Consider the following 17,203-nt stretch of genomic DNA (forward strand, 5'->3'; position numbering starts at 1 on the left):
CCGCACCCTCCGGCGGACCACCGCGACAGCGGGAGCGGGGGGCGGGCGGACAACGGCGAGCCACGCGTACGCGGACCACCGCCGAACCGTGCGCCCCACCGCACCCTCCGGCGGACCACCGCGACAGCGAGAGCGGTGAACAAGACCGCAAGCAACCGCCGGCGACGACCGGGCACCGAAGGCGGGGACTACGGCCGCCGTGCCGACGATGCCGGCGGGCCGGAGCTTGCGACGGGCCGGCGGAGGAGGAGACGCGGCCAAAAAGAAAAAGGCCGCGGGCCCTCCCGAGAGTCAGGGGGGAGGGTCTCCCGGGAGGGCCCGCAGCGTGAGCATTGGGGTCAGCCACTAGGGGGGGGTCGGCGACTCGTCCAAGTGCTCGCATCAGCCCGTGGGCTGACAGGTTCAATATTGCACCATCTCCCCTCGGGTGCCGCATTGTTCAATGTCGGAATAGGGTCAATGTCGGGACTCCGCCAAAGGAGGTCCTAGGACGAAGGGGAACCACACCATGAGCGCGACCGGGCAGGACCGCGAGCGAGCCGCGATGCAAGCGATCGGGAGGGGCGGTCTGGAGTCGCTGCTGGACCTGCTGAACCAGGACGTCATGACGACGGTCTACGTGCAGATGGTGCAGAACCCGCGGTTCCGGCCGGAGCAGCTCGACACCCACGGCGCCTCGCCGGAGGAGGTCGAGCTGTGCCTGCGCATCTTCGAGTCGCGCGGGCTGCTGCACCGGGTCGACGACGGCAGCTGGGTGACCAACGCCCCGGAGAACGCGCTGGCCGACCACGCCTCGCGGCTGGAGGAGCGGGCGCGCACCCTGCGGGCGGCGACCCCTGGCCTGTCGCGCATCTACTACGACGCGATGGCGCGCAGCCCGCGCAGCCTCGAGGCCGTGGGCGTCGAGCTGCTGGAGAGCCTGGAAGACGTCAACGCCGCGATGAGCGAGCTGTTCGCCGCGACCCGGCGCCAGGTCGTGTCGATGCGCACCCGCTCGCCGCGCGTGCTGATGATCATGAACCGCACTCCCGAGCGGATCGCCGAGCCGGTCTTCAACAGCCACGGCGAGACACTGCGGCTGCGGGTCAGCTTCGACTCGGGGCTGCTGGAGGAGCCGGCGATGCCCGCCGCGGTGGCGGCGCGCACCCAGGCCGGCGACGAGATCCGGTTCGCCAACGCCATCCCGTTCACCGCGACGACCTCCGACAACGGGGTCACGGTCATGGACATCGACGACCCCAGCGGCACCTCGGTCGGGATGCGCATCACCCACCCCGGCGTGAGCGCGGCGATCAAGCGGGTCATCGACGACACGTGGGTGCGCGGGGTGCGCTGGACCGGCCGCGGCACCGTGACGCGGGCCGACGCCGAACCCCTCGACGACCGCGACCGCGACATCCTGGCGCTCATGCTGGGCGGCGTCGCCGACGCCACGATCGCCCGCCAGCTGGGCGTCTCCCAGCGCACCGTCGAGCGCCGCGTCCGCCGGCTGCTGGAGCTGCTCGGGGCCGCCACCCGCTTCCAGGCCGGGGCGCAGGCGGTGAAGCGGGGGTGGATCTGAGCGGGCCAGGAGGTGTCCGGGAGACGTCCGGCCGGGGGCCGGCAGGTGGCTGCCCGGGCCCACCCCCGCCAGGGGGCGGACCCCCGCAGCGGCGCGGACGTACGTCAGTAGACTGGTCGACTTGCAGCCGCTCGGCACCGCACCGCTCCAGCACGCCTCGTGGGGGGACCTGACCACGTGACCGCACCCAACGCCAGCGCCACCGCGCCCGCCCCTGAGGTGGCCGAGGAGATCGAGCGCGAGCAGGCCCATGTCACCCGTGTGCACGAGGAGCTGGTCAAGGCCGGCGAGCGGGTCGCGCTGGTCGAGGCCGAGGGCCTCGCGCGGGGTCGCACCGACCGCACGGGCGAGGCCCGCGACGAGGAGCTGTCGGGTCTGTTCGAGCGCGACGCGCTGATGTTCAGCGCCGGTCGCCGGCGGGTGTCCCTGGAGCAGCAGTACGAAGGGCTCGTCTTCGGCCGGCTCGACCTCGACCACTCCGGCGAGGAGGGCAACGGGCCGCAGGAGCAGCACGAGGTGCGCTACATCGGCCGCATCGGGGTGCGCGACGACGACTACGAGCCGCTGGTCATCGACTGGCGCGCGCCGGCCGCCTCCCCGTTCTACCGCGCGACCCCGGTCGAGCCGATGAACGTCGTGCGCCGCCGGGTGCTGCGAAGCCGCGACGCGCTGGTGCTCGGCATCGAGGACGACCTGATGGTCGCCGAGGCGCCCGAGGGGATGGTCGTCGTCGGTGACGGCGCGCTGATGGCGGCGCTCACCCGCAGCCGCGGCGCGCAGATGCGCGACATCGTGGCCACCATCCAGCGCCACCAGGACGAGGCGATCCGCGCCGACTCGCGCGGCATCACCGAGATCACCGGCGGCCCCGGCACCGGCAAGACGGTGGTGGCGCTGCACCGCGCGGCGTACCTGCTCTACAGCGACCGGCGGCGCTACGAGAGCGGCGGTATCCTCGTCGTCGGCCCCTCGTCGGCGTACACGGCCTACATCGAGCGCGTGCTGCCCTCGCTGGGCGAGGACACGGTCACGCTCCGCTCGCTCGGCGACGTCGTCGACGGCGTGACCGGTGACCGGCTCGACTCGCCCGCGGCGGCCGCGATCAAGGGCTCGCTGCGCATCCGGCAGGTGCTCGCGCGAGCCGCTCGCGACACGCCCCCCGAGGCTCCGACGCGGCTGCGGGTCATGGTCGCCGGGCACGCGGTCAACCTGGATTCCGCTGCGCTGCAAGCGATTCGGCGACGCGTGCTGCGCAACCACAACCACAACTCGGCGGTCGAGTCGGCCACCGACGCGCTCGCCGAGGCGGCCTGGCAGCAGGTGCGCAGCCACGTCGGCAGCATGGAGAAGCCCGAGTTCCTCGACCGGTTCCGCGACCATCTCGACGTCGAGACGTTCGTACGTCAGTGGTGGCGTCCGCTCGACCCGCGCGAGGTGCTGCTGTGGCTGGCCGACGAGGAGCGAGCCCGGGCGTACACCGCCGGCGTGCTGCCGCCCGAGGACGCCGCCGAGCTCCGGGCCTCAATGGACGAGGCGCTGCGCACCGGCACCTGGAGCGTGGCCGACGCGGCGCTCGTCGACGACCTGTCGGCACGGCTGGGCCTGGTGCCCGAGCAGGTCAAGGAGAGCAGCTTCTACGACGTCGAGGAGCTGGACAACCTCAGCGACTACGGCGTGACCGAGGTCGAGGTCACCGGATCGCGCCGGCAGCCCGGCGAGGTCACCGCCGAGCGCAGCCCCACCGAAGCGCGCGAGCGGCTGCTCGCCGGGCGCATCGAGAAGCGCGCGGAGTTCTCCCACGTGCTCGTCGACGAGGCGCAGGACCTGTCGCCGATGCAGTGGCGGATGGTCGGCCGGCGCGGGCGCTACGCGTCGTGGACGGTCGTCGGCGACGCCGCCCAGTCGTCGTGGCCCGACGCCGAGGAGTCGCTGGCCGCGCGCGACGAGGCGTTCGGCAGCAAGCAGCGCCAGCGCTTCCACATGCAGACCAACTACCGCAACGCGCGCGAGATCTTCGACTACGCCGCCGAGGTCGTCCGTCGCGAGGTGCCCGACGCCGACATCCCCGACGCCGTGCGCGAGACCGGCCACACCCCGAGCGTGCGTCGGGTGACGCGCGAGTCGATGGTCGACGCCGCTCTCGACGCCACCAAGGCGCTGCTCGACGAGGTCGAGGGGTCCGTCGCGATCGTCGCGCCGGCCGCGTGGGCCGGTGAGCTCGCGCACCTCGGCGACCTCGCGCCGGGCCGCACCCTGGTCGTCGACCCGATGTCGACCAAGGGCCTGGAGTACGACGCGACCGTCATCGTCGACCCCGCCGAGATCGTGCGCGAGTCGCCCGGCGGCGTCCGCGTGCTCTACGTCGCGCTCACCCGGGCCGCCCACCGGATGACCGTCCTGGAGATGGCATGAGCGAGGACCTGCACGCCAGCCCCGAGTCCGGGGCGAGCGGCGTCGACCCGCGGCTGACGGCGTACCGCCAGTCGATCGACAACATCGACGCCGCGCTGATCCACCTGCTCGCCGAGCGGTTCAAGATCACCCAGGCGGTGGGCGAGTACAAGGCCGCCCACGACCTGCCGCCCGCGGACCCCTCGCGCGAGGACCGGCAGATCGCGCGGCTGCGGGCGCTCGCGACGGCCGCTCAGCTCGACCCGGAGTTCAGCGAGAAGTTCCTGCGGTTCGTGATCGACGAGGTCATCCACCACCACGAGCAGATTCGTGACGACGCCTGACTAGTTAGCCAGCGGTCCCTGAATCGGTCCACTCTACCTCAATCTCACCCGCCGCAACGCCTGCCAAAAGTTCAGAAAGGCCGAACAGCGTAAGGTCAGATGTGGAATCCATCTCGTCATCACTGAATGCAAAATAGGAAACGAGGAAGTCGATCAGGTCGCCAAGATCCCCCAGGGAACTCGTGTCCGGGTCAAGATCCTCCACAAGGAGATGCGTAAACACGCGCCCTTGTTCCGACCGATAATAGCTCCCCTGGACGGCGGAGAACGAGTGGATACCTTGTTCTCGCCACCGGGCAAAGACGCGCATGAACATCGATTCCAACTCGTCGAGCGTGACCGTATATCTCCCACCCGCGCTGCCTGACTCTGTGATCAAAGGTCCCATCCCACTTACGCATGGCATTCCTGCGGTGCAGATTCGTTTGGTTGCGGAGATTCTGCAGCCGAGTCACATAAACCTGTCTAGCGCGCCTCGCTCCCCGCCCGGATAGCCAGGGCTAAACGCCCCGCCGAAACCCCATCGTAACCGAACCGCCGCAAATCCTCAAAGGCGAGTGAGGATGAGAACGAAGATAGTCAAAAGCGAACATTTGCGATCCCGCGAATACATTCGCTAGTGCCGCGTTGTAGACAGCGGCGACCAAGAAACTGACTACTAGCACCCATCCGCCCGTCTTAGGCGCATGTGCGGCACTCGTAATCAGTGCGCCATGAGCTGAGAGCGGCCCGCACGCGCCGATGGGCCATTCGATGCTCACTCACGAATGCTCCACGGGTCGGGGAATCCGCTGGCATCGATCCCCCGCTCCTCGGCCACCTCGCTCATCAGGTCGGCCAGGCCGCCGGCGATCCCGACTTCCTCCTCGTCCTCGATGGCCGCGACGTGCCGTCGGAACGCTTCGACATCACCGGACTCGGCCACCTGCGGCGCGAGCAGCGCGGTGTGAGCACGAAGGTCCAGGAACACGTCCCCCGACAGCCAGTCCCACCCCGGCACGCTCACCGCAGCATCCCAATGCGCCTGAGTACCAAGGTTCGACACCAACGCGCTCCAGCCCGCCATCACCGGCTTCGCCTTGGCCTTCGGTAACCGCTGGACCGTCGCGACGACACACTCCACGCGATCGTCCACGTCACCCCCCGCCTTGTCGGCGCACTCCCGCAGCACGCTCAGGACGGGATCCAGCTTCACCGGGCGCGGCTTGGGAACCTGCAACCGGCCAACCCACTCCGGCGTCTCCGGCTCACCATGCTCCGCGACCCAGGCCTGCTCGGCCCTCGTGCGCGGCAGCGGCCCCGGCGCCGACCAGCCACGCCACTCACAGTACGCGGCCACCGCCGACTCGTACATCAACAGAACCCGTAGCGCCTGCTCAACATTGTCGCCTCGCTCGAAAGGATACGGAGAATCCTTAGGCGTTTGGATGCGGATGACATTTAGGGTGACCGGAATGTCGACAGTAGGTCTGATGATCTGCAGTTTTGTCTTCCCTATCTTCGAGTTTCCGGACAGAACTTCGAGCTGCACAGATATCCGACTTGCTGGACCCGACTCTCGCCCCCTCCAGGATAATTCGCTATCGGCGTCGAGGCCAGCTTTTTGAATGCGCTGCTTTGCATTCCCACCAATCAGCGGCGAGCTCAATGGGGGTACTAAGGTGAAATCACTCTCATCAATTTCCCGGTACCACCCTTCAACCATTGCGTCAAACCTCCCTACTTACATGGATAGCGTTGCCCCGGCGGACACTGCCCGTGCCACCGCTTGTAGGCCATGATTCTTCCATACTCCCACTGGCGGGGCTCGATAGTAGGAATAGCCGACGACCTTGATCGAGTACCTGCAGGTGCGGCCGTGGCCGAAATAGTTCTGACATCCGGGCAGCTGTGCGCGAGCCCGCGAGCTTTCCCACGCGGGTTATTCCAAACTTGTACACACTGCGGCCGGCATAGATGGTGTACCCGTAGTATTTTTTTGAACTTGGTCGTTCGCTTCGTCTTCTGCGGTCGTGGGACTCTCCGGGTTTGTCCTTGCCGGGTCTCGTAGCGCTCGTAGTAACTGTTCTTGCGAGCCCGCGGGCCGGGCGTTGCAGGCGCCGCACGAGCGGCGCGAGAGCCACCGCCGGAGGAGCTGCCACGTACTGCGGCGCCACCTCCGGCGATCCGGCGCCGACCGTCGCCTCGCCAGTGTCGGTGATCATCGCCCCCAGCTCCGCAGAGACACCCTCCACGGACCGGGTGACCTGAGTTCCCTGACCGGGTTTGGTCTCCTCCACCCACGACGGGTTGTCCGACTCGTCGGTGTAGTGCCGCACCACCGCCCTGGTGACCGAGGTCGCGTCCGTCTTCCCGACCTCCTCGGTCCCGGTCCCGCCCGGCTCCGGGTCGGGGCCGCGACGTGACTATCTGAGCAGACCCCAAATCGACGTCCATCGTTGGGGTTTCGGTCCCAGAGGATCTCGCCTCGGGTCCCAACTCTCACCATCAACTATCCACTCGGCGCCGACCAGCGCCTCTCCAAGACAACGGAGAGCGCGCCATCTCGCCCTCGAGTTGGGCAACAAGAGGTCTACTGAGTAGGAGGTTCCAGAGTCCGTTTGGATGCTGAACTCGCAGCCCCGATCCGAACTCGGGGAAATATTGTAAAACCATCTTGTGCCCCATATCCATTCCACCCTCTCGATCGTCTCGATCGGTACGACGTCGAACCGTACGTAAGGACACTTGCCGGCAGAGATGGAGATGGAGCCGCGACCAACCTGAACCCAATTGAACCGGACCGTGGCGCTATCCGTCACAATGCGGAATGCGCAAAGTACGCTAGCAATACCCAGACCCCAGATTCCTTCCCCATCACCCCATGCTGGCCAATATAACACGACGATCAGCAAGAACATCAGGAAGCCGGGCCAAGCCGGAAAAACGACCGATAGCCAAGACTCAGAAGGGAATCTCTTACCCACGTCACCACCACCCCAAGGACCAGACTGAACCGACGAACCCCCTAGCGCGCTCCCGTGCGCATTTCCGCTGACGAAGCCGACGCCACGCTCGAACCGCTTTGGGTGCCGCCAGAAATTGCGGAAAAACTGGCGAGGCCGCGTGACCTTCCGAACAAGGCGTTGCCGTGGAGCCCTAGTTGCCTTCAGACCCGAATTCATCAGTTTCCGGGCGTAGTTACCCCCAAAACTGCTTGTCAGCGTCGAGAGTCCCCACTTCGCGGCTTCCCGCCTGTTCCTTCCAGCGTATGCGGCAGTGTAGAAACCGCCACAAGCCGTACCAGCCACGCTAGGCATCCACGAGCAGCCGGTTCGGAATCTCTTCGCCCATTTGCTGTTCCCTGTTGCCGCCCTCGTGAGCCGATTCCACCCCTTGCGGATTCCTCGCCATCCCCACTTTCCGTCGAGGTCGAAACTGTTGATGGGGTCTTGGGGGTAGGTGTAGGCGGTGTCGTTGCCGCCGTACACGGGGTCGGGGGTGGTGAAGGCGCCGGTGGCGGGGTTGTACAACCGTACGCCCATCAGCGTCAGGCCGGCGGTGTCGGTGGTGTTGGAGCGTTGCTGGGCCCCGAGCCAGCCGTACCCGATGGGCCCGACCACGGCGGGGTCGTTCACCGGGGTGAATCCGTAGGGTTGGCCGAACTCGGTGTAGTCAGACCACCCGCCCATCGACGTGCACGGGACATCGGTGGCCTGGTCGGCCGCCACGGTCACCGAGGACACGTTGTCCCCGTGCGGGTTCGACAGGTTCACCGTCGCCTCGCCGGTGTCGGTGATCATCGCCCCCAGCTCCGAGGAAACACCTTCCACGAACCGTGTCGTCGTGGTGCCCTGGCCGGGTTTGGTCTCTTCCACCCAGGACGGGTTGTCCGACTCGTCGGTGTAGTGCCGCACCACGGTCTTGGTGACCGAGGTCGCGTCCGTGGTGGTCTGGTTCGCCCGGCGACCCGCCGAGTCCAGGGTCAGCTCGGTCGAGGTGGCCCCCTGGGTGACGGTCCGCGCCAGATCCGTATCGAAATACCCGATGGTGATGTCCCCGGCGTCCCGGTTCGGGGCGTCACTGGCCGGGACCGTGGTCTGCCGCCCGAACGCGTCATAGGTGTACGCACCGGGCGCGGCCGCGCCCTCGACCGCCTTCCCCGAGACCGGCCGGTCCGCCGCGTCATAGCTGTAGGTCGCGGTCGCCTTGTAGGCCGGGGCCGGGTTCGCACAATCACCATCAGTGCTGATCGCGAACGACTCCCCGGTGCGGGACCCGTTCAAACCCGCCGGGCCATCGAACGCGTACGTCCGCACGTAGCACGGCGCGGCCGGTGTGGCCGGGGTGTCCGGGCCCAACCCGGCCGGGGCACCCTGACCGTGCCCGACCCGGTCCGCGACCCGCACCAGGCGCCCCGCACCGTCATAGCTGTACGCCCGGTCATACGGCACCGCCTTCCCGACCTCGCTCGTGCCGGTCCCGCCCGGCTCCGGGCCCAGCAGGTTCCGCTGCGAGGTGGCGGTGATCCCGCCCGGCAGGTCTTGACGCACCAGCGACCCGGTCGCGTCATACGCACCGGTGAAGGTCAACGACCCGCCCGTGCCCGGCCGGGACACGCTCACCTTCGTGACCAGGCCGCGCCGGTCACGCCACCAGCCATCGGCCAGGCCCCTCACACTCGCCCACCCCAAACGGTGAGAATGCCCGTATTACTAGCGCACCACAGAACCCACAAAGGCAAAACACAGCACGACACGCCGACCAAGACCTCGAAATAGCCGCTCGGGGCAGCCCGGTCGATACCGCCGCTCGTCCCCTCGCGGCCTGCTCGACCAGCTTGGGTGGCCGCCTCTCGATGCGGCCCGGGCGGGCGTACGCCATCGCGGTCAACCGCCGAACCGTGCGGCCCAGCCCACTCCTTGCCGGAGGACCGCCGGGGCGGAAGCGGGCGTCAGCGGGTGCGGGCGGGCGTCACGTCACCGAGCGGGTGTCGTCGGGGTGGCGCACCGTGCGGCCATGGCGGTCGAGCAGGGCCAGCAGCGGCAGGGCTACGCGGCGGCTGGTGCCGAGGTGGGCCCGGGCCTCGCTGGTGGTGAACGGCTGCGGCAGCTCGGCGAGCCGCTGCGCCGCCTGGTCGTCGGCCCCGGCGAGCAGCACGACCCCCGGCTCGAGCACGAGGAGGAGACCGGCCTTGTCCGCCGCTGCGGTCGTACGTCGGTCGAGCCCGAGCTCGGGCAGTCGCCCGGCCGCGGGGGCGGCGAACGGGGCGTCGGCCAGCTCCGCCCGCAGCGCCTCGACCGCGCGCAGCACGGCCGGCGGCACCCCGGCGTCCGCGCGGACGATGCGCCCGTCGCGCACCTGCCACGGGTCGCGCACCAGCGGCGGGACCAGCTGCGCCGACGGCAGGCCGAGCGCCCGGGCAGCGCCCTCGAGCGTCAGCCCCGGCTCGACCGGACGGTCCCGCTCGTGCGCCTCGCACAGCCCGGTGAGCCGCGCGGCCTGAGCCGCGGCCCATTCGCGAGGAACCCACCAATCCCCTTGCTGCGCAACGGTTTCGCGACCTTCGGGGAGCGCCAGCCCCAGGCGCAGCAGGTCCCCCGCGCGCATCGGGCCGTGCCACGCCAGCAGGTCCGAGGCCGTCGGCACCCCCACCCCGCTCAGCTGCTTGCCGCGCTGCGCGGCCGCCCCGCGACGTCGCAGCGGCGAGGGCGCCGGGTCGAGCACCTGCGCGCCCCACACCTCGCGACGTCCGGGGTCGCGCAGCAGCACCCGGTCGCCCACGTGCCACGGCAGCGGGTGCGGCAGCCGGAGCCGCGCGTGCCGCTCCCCCAGCGGCCGCGCGTGCACCTCGAGGTGGGTCGCGCCGACGTGCAGCACCGGCCGTTCGGGCATCCGGTCGCCGGGACTGCTGAGTGCCACGTCGACCTCGGTCGAGAAGGTGAACGAGCCCGGGGTGACGAGCACGTCGCCCCGGCGCAGACGTACGTCCCCGCCGGCGCGCACCGCCACGCGGGCTGTGCCAGCCACCTCGGTGCGGTCGGTCTCGAGCGACTGGAGACCGCGCACGCGGACGCGCCGCTCGCCCACCGCCAGCTCGTCGCCGACCCGGACCGTGCCGGCGGGCAGGGTGCCGGTGACGACGGTGCCGGCGCCGCGGAGGCTGAACACGCGGTCGCACCAGAGCCGGGCGGGCGCGTCGGGGTCGGGCTCCGGCAGCTCCGCGCACATCGCGGCCAGCGCCTGCTGCAGCGCCGGAATGCCTTCTCGCGTCTGCGAGCTCACGGGCATGACCGCGGCGGACAGCCCGCGCGCGCCGAGCCGTCGATGCACCTCTTCGACCATCGGCGCGGGGTCGGCCAGGTCGCTGCGCGTGACGGCCACGACCCAGTGCCGCACGCCGAGCGCGTCGAGCGCCGCCACGTGCTCCTCGGCCTGCGGCATCCACGGGTCGTCGGCAGCCACCACCAGCAGCACCGCAGGCACCGGGCCGACGCCGGCCAGCATCGTGGTGACGAACCGCTGGTGCCCCGGCACGTCGACGAAGGCGACCTCGCCCACCCCCGGCAGCGTCGTCCAGGCGTAGCCGAGCTCGATGGTCAGGCCCCGCTCGCGCTCCTCGTCGAGCCGATCGGGGTCCTGGCCGGTCAGCACCTCGACCAGGCTCGACTTGCCGTGGTCGACGTGCCCCGCGGTGGCGACGACGTGCACTAGACCGCACCTGTGCGAGACGTTTTGCCCTCGAGAACCGTTGCAGCAGAGACGATCTCGTGGATCGACGCCACGAGCTGGTCGTCGTCATCGGGCGCGACCGCGAGCAGGTCGACGAGCGTCTGACCGTCGACCACCCGCGCCACCACGGGCACCGACGCAGCCCTCAGCGCCTCGGCGAACCCTGCCGGCAGCGCGAGCGCCACGCTCGGCACCGTCACCTCGGGCGCGCCGCCGCCACCCACCGCACCGGTCGTCTCCACGACCCGAACCGTGCCCGGACCGCCCGCACCCGCATCACCGGCGTCACCGGCGCCCGCGCCCAACCGGCCGGCCAGCGCCACCGCCCGCGACCGCAGCTGTTCCCGCGGGGTCGCGAGCGCCGCCAGCACCGGCGGCTCGGGGCCGCGCAGCGTGGCCTCGAGCGCGGCGAGGGTGAGCTTGTCGACGCGCATCGCGCGGGCCAGTGGAAAGCGACGCACCCGCTCGACCAGGTCCGCCCGGCCGAGCAGCAGACCCGCCTGCGGGCCGCCCAGCAGCTTGTCGCCGGAGGCGGTGACCAGCCCCGCGCCTTCCCGGAGCGTGCTCGCCGCGTCGGGCTCGTCGGGCAGCCGCGGGTGCGGCGCGAGCAGCCCCGACCCGATGTCGGCGACCACCGGCACGGCCGCACCGTCGTGGCGCAGGCCGGCGAGCTCGCGCACGGGCACCGAGGAGGTGAAGCCGCGCACCACGAAGTTGGACGGGTGCACCTTCAGCACGAACGCGGTGCGCTCGCTCACCGCGGCGGTGTAGTCGGCGAGCCTCACCCGGTTGGTCGTCCCGACCTCGCGCAGCCGCGCGCCCGTCGACTCCAGCAGCTCGGGGATGCGGAAACCGTCACCGATCTCGACGAGCTCGCCGCGGGCGACGAGGATCTCGCGGCCGTCGCCCGCGAGGCAGGCGGCGGCCAGCGCGAGCGCCGCAGCGCCGTTGTTGACCACGTGCACGGCCTCGGCGTCGGGCACCCGCTCGGCGAGCGCCGCGAGCGCACCCGCGCCGCGCCGGCCTCGCCGGCCGGTCGCCAGGTCAAGCTCGACGTCGGTGGTGCCGGCGGCGTCGACGACCGCCTCGCGCGCGAGCGCCGACAGCGGCGCGCGCCCGAGGTTGGTGTGCACCACGACGCCGGTGGCGTTGATGACCGGACGCAACGACGAGGCGTACGTCGGCAGCGCCTCGAGCGCGGCCGGCACCACCTCGTCGGGCGACACCTCGCCCGCGCGGCACCGGTCGAGCACGTCGCGCACCACAGTCCGCACCCGGTCGCGGCCGAGCCGTGCGGCGGCCGGCGCGAGGGCCGGGTCGGCCAGCACGGTGTCGGTGCGCGGGGTCGCGCGGCGGGGGTCGGTCACGGCGCTCCTGTCAGTGCGCTCCTGCGGTCGAGGTCGCCGCACCAGCGGCCCGGTGCGGGTGGCGGAGGCGGACGGGAATCGAACCCGCCTGACCGAGATGCTCGATCACCACGGTGTTGAAGACCGGGCCCGTCACCAGACGAGGAACGCCTCCACGCCGAACTCTACGACCCCGCGCGGCGCCCCGGCCGATCCATCCCCACGGGTGCCCGGGGAACCGTCGTGGGCGCCCGCTCAGCGCACCTCGACCAGGGCGTCGGCCCGCGGCACCAGCTCGCCGACCACCGGATAGCCCGGCACCTCGCCGACCACGAGCAGTCCGCCCGAGGTCTGGGCGTCGGCGAGCAGCACGAGCTCGTCCTCGCCCACGGCGGAGGTGAGGTGCGGGCGCACCCAGTCGAGGTTGCGGCGCGACCCGCCGGGGACGAACCCCTCGGCGAGCGCCTCGCGCGCGCCGCCGACGTACGGCACCGCGGACGCGTCGACGACCGCGCTCACCCCCGAGGCGCGCACCAGCTTCAGCAGATGTCCGAGAAGCCCGAATCCCGTGATGTCCGTAGCGGTCTCGGCCCCCGCCGCGAGCGCTGCCCGCGACGCCGCCTGGTTGAGGGTGGTCATCACCTCGACCGCCTCGGGGAACACCTCGCCGGTGGCCTTGTGCCGGTTGTTGAGCACGCCGAGCCCGAGCGGCTTGGTGAGCGTGAGCGGCAGGCCGGCGCGCCCGGTGTCGTTGCGCAGCAGCCGCTGCGGGTCGGCGAGGCCGGTGACCGCGACGCCGTACTTCGGCTCGGGGTCGTCGATCGAGTGCCCGCCGGCCAGGTGCGCCCCGGCCTCCTCGAACGCGGCGGCTCCCCCGCGCAGCACCTCGGCCGCGAGCTCGAACGGCACCCGATCGCGCGGCCAGGCAAGCAGATTCACGCCGACCAGCGGCTCGCCGCCCATCGCCCAGACGTCGGACATCGCGTTGGTCGCGGCGATCCGGCCGAACGTGAAGGGGTCGTCGACGACCGGCGTGAAGAAGTCGGCCGTCGCGATGACCGCCCGGCCGCCCTCGATGCGCACGGCGGCCGCGTCGTCGCCGCTGTCGATGCCGACGAGCAGGTCGCCGCCGGCCCGCGAGGTCGGCAGGTCACCGAGCACCCGCTCCAGCTCCCCCGGCGGCACCTTGCACGCGCAGCCGCCGCCGGCGGCCAGCTGGGTCAGACGTACGGCGTCGGTCGCGGTCATGCGACCCAGACTAGGCAGCGAGCAGCGCGCGCAGCCGCTCCGGCCCGATCGCCAGCAGCAGCGTGGGCAGCCGCGGGCCGGCGTCGCGCCCGATCAGCAGCTGGTAGAGCAGCCGGAAGAACTCGCGCTGCGCCTGGCCGAGCGCCGCGGCGGTCTCGGGGTCGGCCTTGCGGTCGGGGCGGAAGTCGGCGCTCTTGCCCTGCATCACCTTGGGCACGCCGTAGACCTGGTGGGTCAGCCCGTCGATGCTCCAGTCGGCGTCGATCGCGCCGAGCTCGGCCCCGTCGCCGTCGAGCAGCAGGTCGAGGCTGCGTCGCTCGTCGGCCGAAAGCCGTTGCAGCGCCTCATGATCCGGCTGCTCGCGCACGATGGTGCGGTCTTCGGCCGGCACCTGCTCGGCGACCCACTGGCTGGCGCGGTCGAGCCGCGGCCGCAGCACGTCGAGCCCGGTCACCCGCTGCTCGGGGTCGAGCGCCGACAGGATGCGCAGCGTCTGGTCGTCGTCGCCGGTGGTGATGTCGACGACCGACGCGATCGTGCGGTACGCCAGCGGCACCGGCGTCTGGGGCAGCTCACCGGCGGCCGTCGTGCGGGCCCGCGCGAGCACCGCCACGTCGCCGGCCTGCGCCTTGCCGGCGGCGACCTTGCGCGCCAGCCCGTCCCACTCGTCGTAGGTGCGCTGGATCTCCGCGTCGAGCGCGACGTCGAACGCCTGGTTCGGCCGCTTACGGGCGTACAGCCAGCGCAGCACCGACGGCTCGAGGTAGCGCAGCGCCTGCGCGGGCGTGGGCACACCGCCCTTGGACGAGGACATCTTGGCCATGCCGCGGATGCCGACGAAGGCGTACATCGGGCCGAGGGGGCGATCCCACCCGAACAGCGGCGCCAGCTCCAGCCCGACAGCGAACGAGGACCCGGGCGACTGGTGGTCGACGCCGGACGGCTCGAACACGACCCGCTCGTAGGCCCAGCGCATCGGCCAGTCGACCTTCCAGACCAGCTTGCCGCGGCGGAAGTCGCGCAGCACGACCCGCTCGGTGTGGCCGCAGCGGCAGGTGTAGGTCAGCTCGGTGGTGGCGTCGTCGTAGTCGGTGACCGTGGTGAAGTCGGTGCCGCAGACGGTGCAGTAGGGCTTGTAGGGGTAGTAGTCGCCCGCCCCGGACCCGTCGTCCTCGCTCGCGGCGCCCGACCCCTCGGCGGCCTCGGCCGCGGCGAGCGCGTCGTCCTCGCTGAGCTCGCCCTGCTGCGGCTGCTCCTTCTGCTGGGCGGCGCGCGCGAGCGTGCGGTACTGGTCGAGCACCTTGTCGATGTCGGTGCGGTGCCCCATCGCGAACAGGATCTGCTCGGTGTAGGCGCCGGCGAGATACATCTCGGTCTGGCTGATCCCGCGGTAGTCGACGCCGAGCTCGGCGAGCGCGCCCTCCAGCTCGGAGCGGTAGTGCGCGGCCCACGACTCGTGCGGCGAGCCGGCCGGCGGCGGGACGGAGGTCAGCGGCTTGCCGATGTGCTCGGCCCACGACTCGTCGACGCCCTCGACGTTCGGCACCTTGCGGAACCGGTCGAAGTCGTCCCAGCTGATGATGTGCTCGGCCTCGATGCCGCGGCGGCGGATCTCGTCGCGCACCAGGTGCGGCACCATCACCTCGCGCAGGTTGCCGAGGTGGATGGGGCCGGAGGGCGAGATGCCCGAGGCGCACACGACGGGGGTGTCCCGCCGCTTCGCCTCGGCCACGACCTCGTCGGCGAGGCGGGACACCCAGTCGTCAAGCTGCTCGGTCACGAGCGCCGATTCTACGGGCCCGGCGAGGGCGTACGTCATCGCGCGCCGCGCGCCCCACGGTCACCCGTGGGACGCGCGGCAAAGACCCGCGAGGGTCGGGTCACACGACGTAGCTGCGGGCCTGGGCCACCTCGACGAGCGACCCGGTGGGCAGCGCACCGAACAGCTTCTCCAGCTTCACCTCGATCATCGTCACGGTGAGGCCGGTGCTGGTGCGCACGACCTTGTGCAGGGTCACCGTGGCGACCCCGGGGATGCGCACGACCGTGTTGGGGGCGACCGCGCCGTTGATGACCGGCACCCCGGCCACCCGCAGGTTGGCGACCGTCGAGCCGTCGGTGCTCACCGGGGCGGCACCCGGCGCCGACCGCGTGGTCGTCGCGCTGGCCGTCACCGCGTCGGCGGTGATGAGCCCGCCGAGCAGCGACAGGTCGGTCACCTTGGTCACGACGCTGCTGCGCAGCGAGCTGCCGACGGTGCCGCTGGTGTCGGTGCGGGTGACGCCGGCCGTGAGCACGCCCGGCTGCGACAGCGAGGCCGCCGAGGCGCTCGCCGTCCCGCCCAGGCACGGCACGGTCATGTACGACAGCGGCCCGTTCTTCACGGTGCCGTCGGCGAGCGTGCTGCGCGCCGCGAAGCCCGCGCCGCCGAGCTGGCCGGCGGGCGAGGCCTTCGCCGCCACCCCCGCGTGACCGACGATGATCCGCGTGCCGATCGGCAGGCCCAGCGGGTTGCTGGTCGTGATGTAGACCGACAGCACGCGGGTCGTGGCGCCGCCCGCCCAGGCGCTGGCCTGCCGCGACTGCTCGTTGACCACGACCTTGCCGATGACCGTGCTGCCCGACCTCAGCGCGAGCGTGGTGTTGGGCGCCGGGTTGGCCGCGACGGCCACGCCGCTCACCCGCAGGCCCGCGAGCGAGACCGACTGGCGGTTGGTCGTGACGCCGGTCGAGCTGATCGTGGTGGCGGCGGTCGACCTCAGCGTCGACCCGGTGATCAGCCCGCCGAGCAGGTTCACGCTGGCCGTCGTGCTGTCGGCCTGCGCGGTCTTGGCGGTGGTCGTCTGCGACGAGCGCACCGAGGTGCTGACGGCACCGACCTGCCCGACGACCGGGACGGTGACGGTGGCCGCCGAGTTGGTGCGGGTGAGCGGCGTCGCGCGGGTGCAGCCGAGCGTCGAGTACGACGTCGGCCCGGAACGGACCGACGCCAGGTTGGACAGCACATAGCTGCCGTAACCGGTACCGCTCGCGATGACGTCGGTCAGCTTGGGGGTGACGGCCGCGGCGCGTGCGGCGCCGAGGGTGGACGGGGCGAAGAACGCCAGCACCGCGATGAGGACGAGCGTCCAGGGTGTGCGTCTCATGGTGGACTCCAGAGGGGGTGAGAACCACTGCGCCAGGCGCATCGCTGCGACTGTGCGCAGGCGGGTCAGCTAGGCCCGTGGCCGCAGCGTAGAGCCGGCGAGACCCCCTCCGGCGGCTTCGCCGGACGAATTCTTGGCGCGGTCGCGCGGTCGCGGCCGGCCGGCGTCACCGGAGGGTACGTCCACCCTCCCGCGGGCTGGGCGACTCACCCGTCGAGCAGCGCGAGACCCACCAGCGACAGCAGCCCGCCCACGGCGAGCAGCGCGAGCAGCAGGCCCCGCCAGGGGCGTACCCGCCCGGTCTGCGCTGCCCGCAGCAGCGGCACCGGCGCGACCAGCACGAGCAACGCACCCACGACCAGCAAGACGGCCCCCATCCCCCGCGACCCCTCCGCCACGTTCTCCCCCGGACGGCGCACGCTAACCCGCGGCGGGCGGTCGTGAACGCTGTTCGCC

General features: G+C 71.3%; 12 protein-coding genes and 1 tRNA gene. 3 read left to right on the forward strand and 10 right to left on the reverse strand.

All coding sequences use genetic code 11. The features are described 5' to 3' along the window. Positions 1-508 precede the first annotated feature (508 nt). The 3 genes from FB554_RS13215 to FB554_RS13225 all read left to right on the forward strand — a co-directional run bounded on the left by FB554_RS13215 (position 509) and on the right by FB554_RS13225 (position 4,296). A complete protein-coding gene (locus FB554_RS13215; protein ID WP_142006774.1) occupies positions 509-1,561 on the forward strand; it encodes a helix-turn-helix transcriptional regulator in 1,053 nt (350 codons plus the stop codon). Between the two features lie 177 nt (positions 1,562-1,738). After that, complete coding sequence (locus tag FB554_RS13220) at positions 1,739-3,973, forward strand: HelD family protein (protein ID WP_142006775.1); 2,235 nt, start codon at positions 1,739-1,741, stop codon at positions 3,971-3,973. Continuing rightward, positions 3,970-4,296 (forward strand): chorismate mutase, encoded by a 327-nt coding sequence (locus FB554_RS13225; protein WP_142006776.1) that lies wholly within the window; start codon positions 3,970-3,972, stop codon positions 4,294-4,296. Before FB554_RS13220 ends, FB554_RS13225 begins: the two co-directional genes overlap by 4 nt. Positions 4,297-4,300: 4 nt before the next feature. Here FB554_RS13225 and FB554_RS13230 read toward each other — a convergent pair whose 3' ends face one another. The 10 genes from FB554_RS13230 to FB554_RS17210 all read right to left on the reverse strand — a co-directional run bounded on the left by FB554_RS13230 (position 4,301) and on the right by FB554_RS17210 (position 17,124). After that, complete coding sequence (locus FB554_RS13230; protein WP_142006777.1) at positions 4,301-4,621, reverse strand: hypothetical protein; 321 nt, start codon at positions 4,619-4,621, stop codon at positions 4,301-4,303. 432 nt (positions 4,622-5,053) lie between these two features. Continuing rightward, positions 5,054-5,827 (reverse strand): hypothetical protein, encoded by a 774-nt coding sequence (locus FB554_RS13235; protein WP_142006779.1) that lies wholly within the window; start codon positions 5,825-5,827, stop codon positions 5,054-5,056. Between the two features lie 874 nt (positions 5,828-6,701). Then, entirely contained in the window at positions 6,702-8,954 is a 2,253-nt protein-coding gene (locus FB554_RS13240; protein WP_142006781.1) for a hypothetical protein, read from the reverse strand. Positions 8,955-9,249: 295 nt separating this feature from the next. Next, complete coding sequence (locus tag FB554_RS13245; protein WP_142006784.1) at positions 9,250-10,986, reverse strand: selenocysteine-specific translation elongation factor; 1,737 nt, start codon at positions 10,984-10,986, stop codon at positions 9,250-9,252. After that, positions 10,986-12,374 (reverse strand): L-seryl-tRNA(Sec) selenium transferase, encoded by a 1,389-nt coding sequence (gene selA / locus FB554_RS13250; protein WP_142006786.1) that lies wholly within the window; start codon positions 12,372-12,374, stop codon positions 10,986-10,988. Before selA ends, FB554_RS13245 begins: the two co-directional genes overlap by 1 nt. 59 nt (positions 12,375-12,433) lie before the next feature. After that, a tRNA-Sec gene (locus FB554_RS13255) sits at positions 12,434-12,528 on the reverse strand. Between the two features lie 80 nt (positions 12,529-12,608). Then, positions 12,609-13,601 (reverse strand): selenide, water dikinase SelD, encoded by a 993-nt coding sequence (selD, locus tag FB554_RS13260; protein ID WP_142006788.1) that lies wholly within the window; start codon positions 13,599-13,601, stop codon positions 12,609-12,611. A gap of 10 nt (positions 13,602-13,611) precedes the next feature. After that, positions 13,612-15,381 carry a lysine--tRNA ligase gene (locus tag FB554_RS13265; protein WP_236022402.1) on the reverse strand — a complete coding sequence of 590 codons (1,770 nt, stop codon included), beginning with the start codon at positions 15,379-15,381 and terminating at the stop codon, positions 13,612-13,614. A 100-nt stretch (positions 15,382-15,481) separates the two neighbouring features. After that, on the reverse strand, positions 15,482-16,747 hold the full coding sequence (locus tag FB554_RS13270) for a choice-of-anchor P family protein (protein ID WP_142006792.1): 1,266 nt from the start codon (positions 16,745-16,747) through the stop codon (positions 15,482-15,484). Between the two features lie 206 nt (positions 16,748-16,953). After that, positions 16,954-17,124, reverse strand: coding sequence for a hypothetical protein (locus FB554_RS17210; RefSeq protein ID WP_170206883.1), 171 nt, complete (start codon positions 17,122-17,124; stop codon positions 16,954-16,956). Between the last annotated feature and the right edge of the window lie 79 nt (positions 17,125-17,203).

Origin of the sequence: Barrientosiimonas humi, assembly GCF_006716095.1 — a bacterium.
In the GTDB taxonomy this organism is placed as follows: Bacteria; Actinomycetota; Actinomycetes; order Actinomycetales; family Dermatophilaceae; genus Barrientosiimonas; species Barrientosiimonas humi.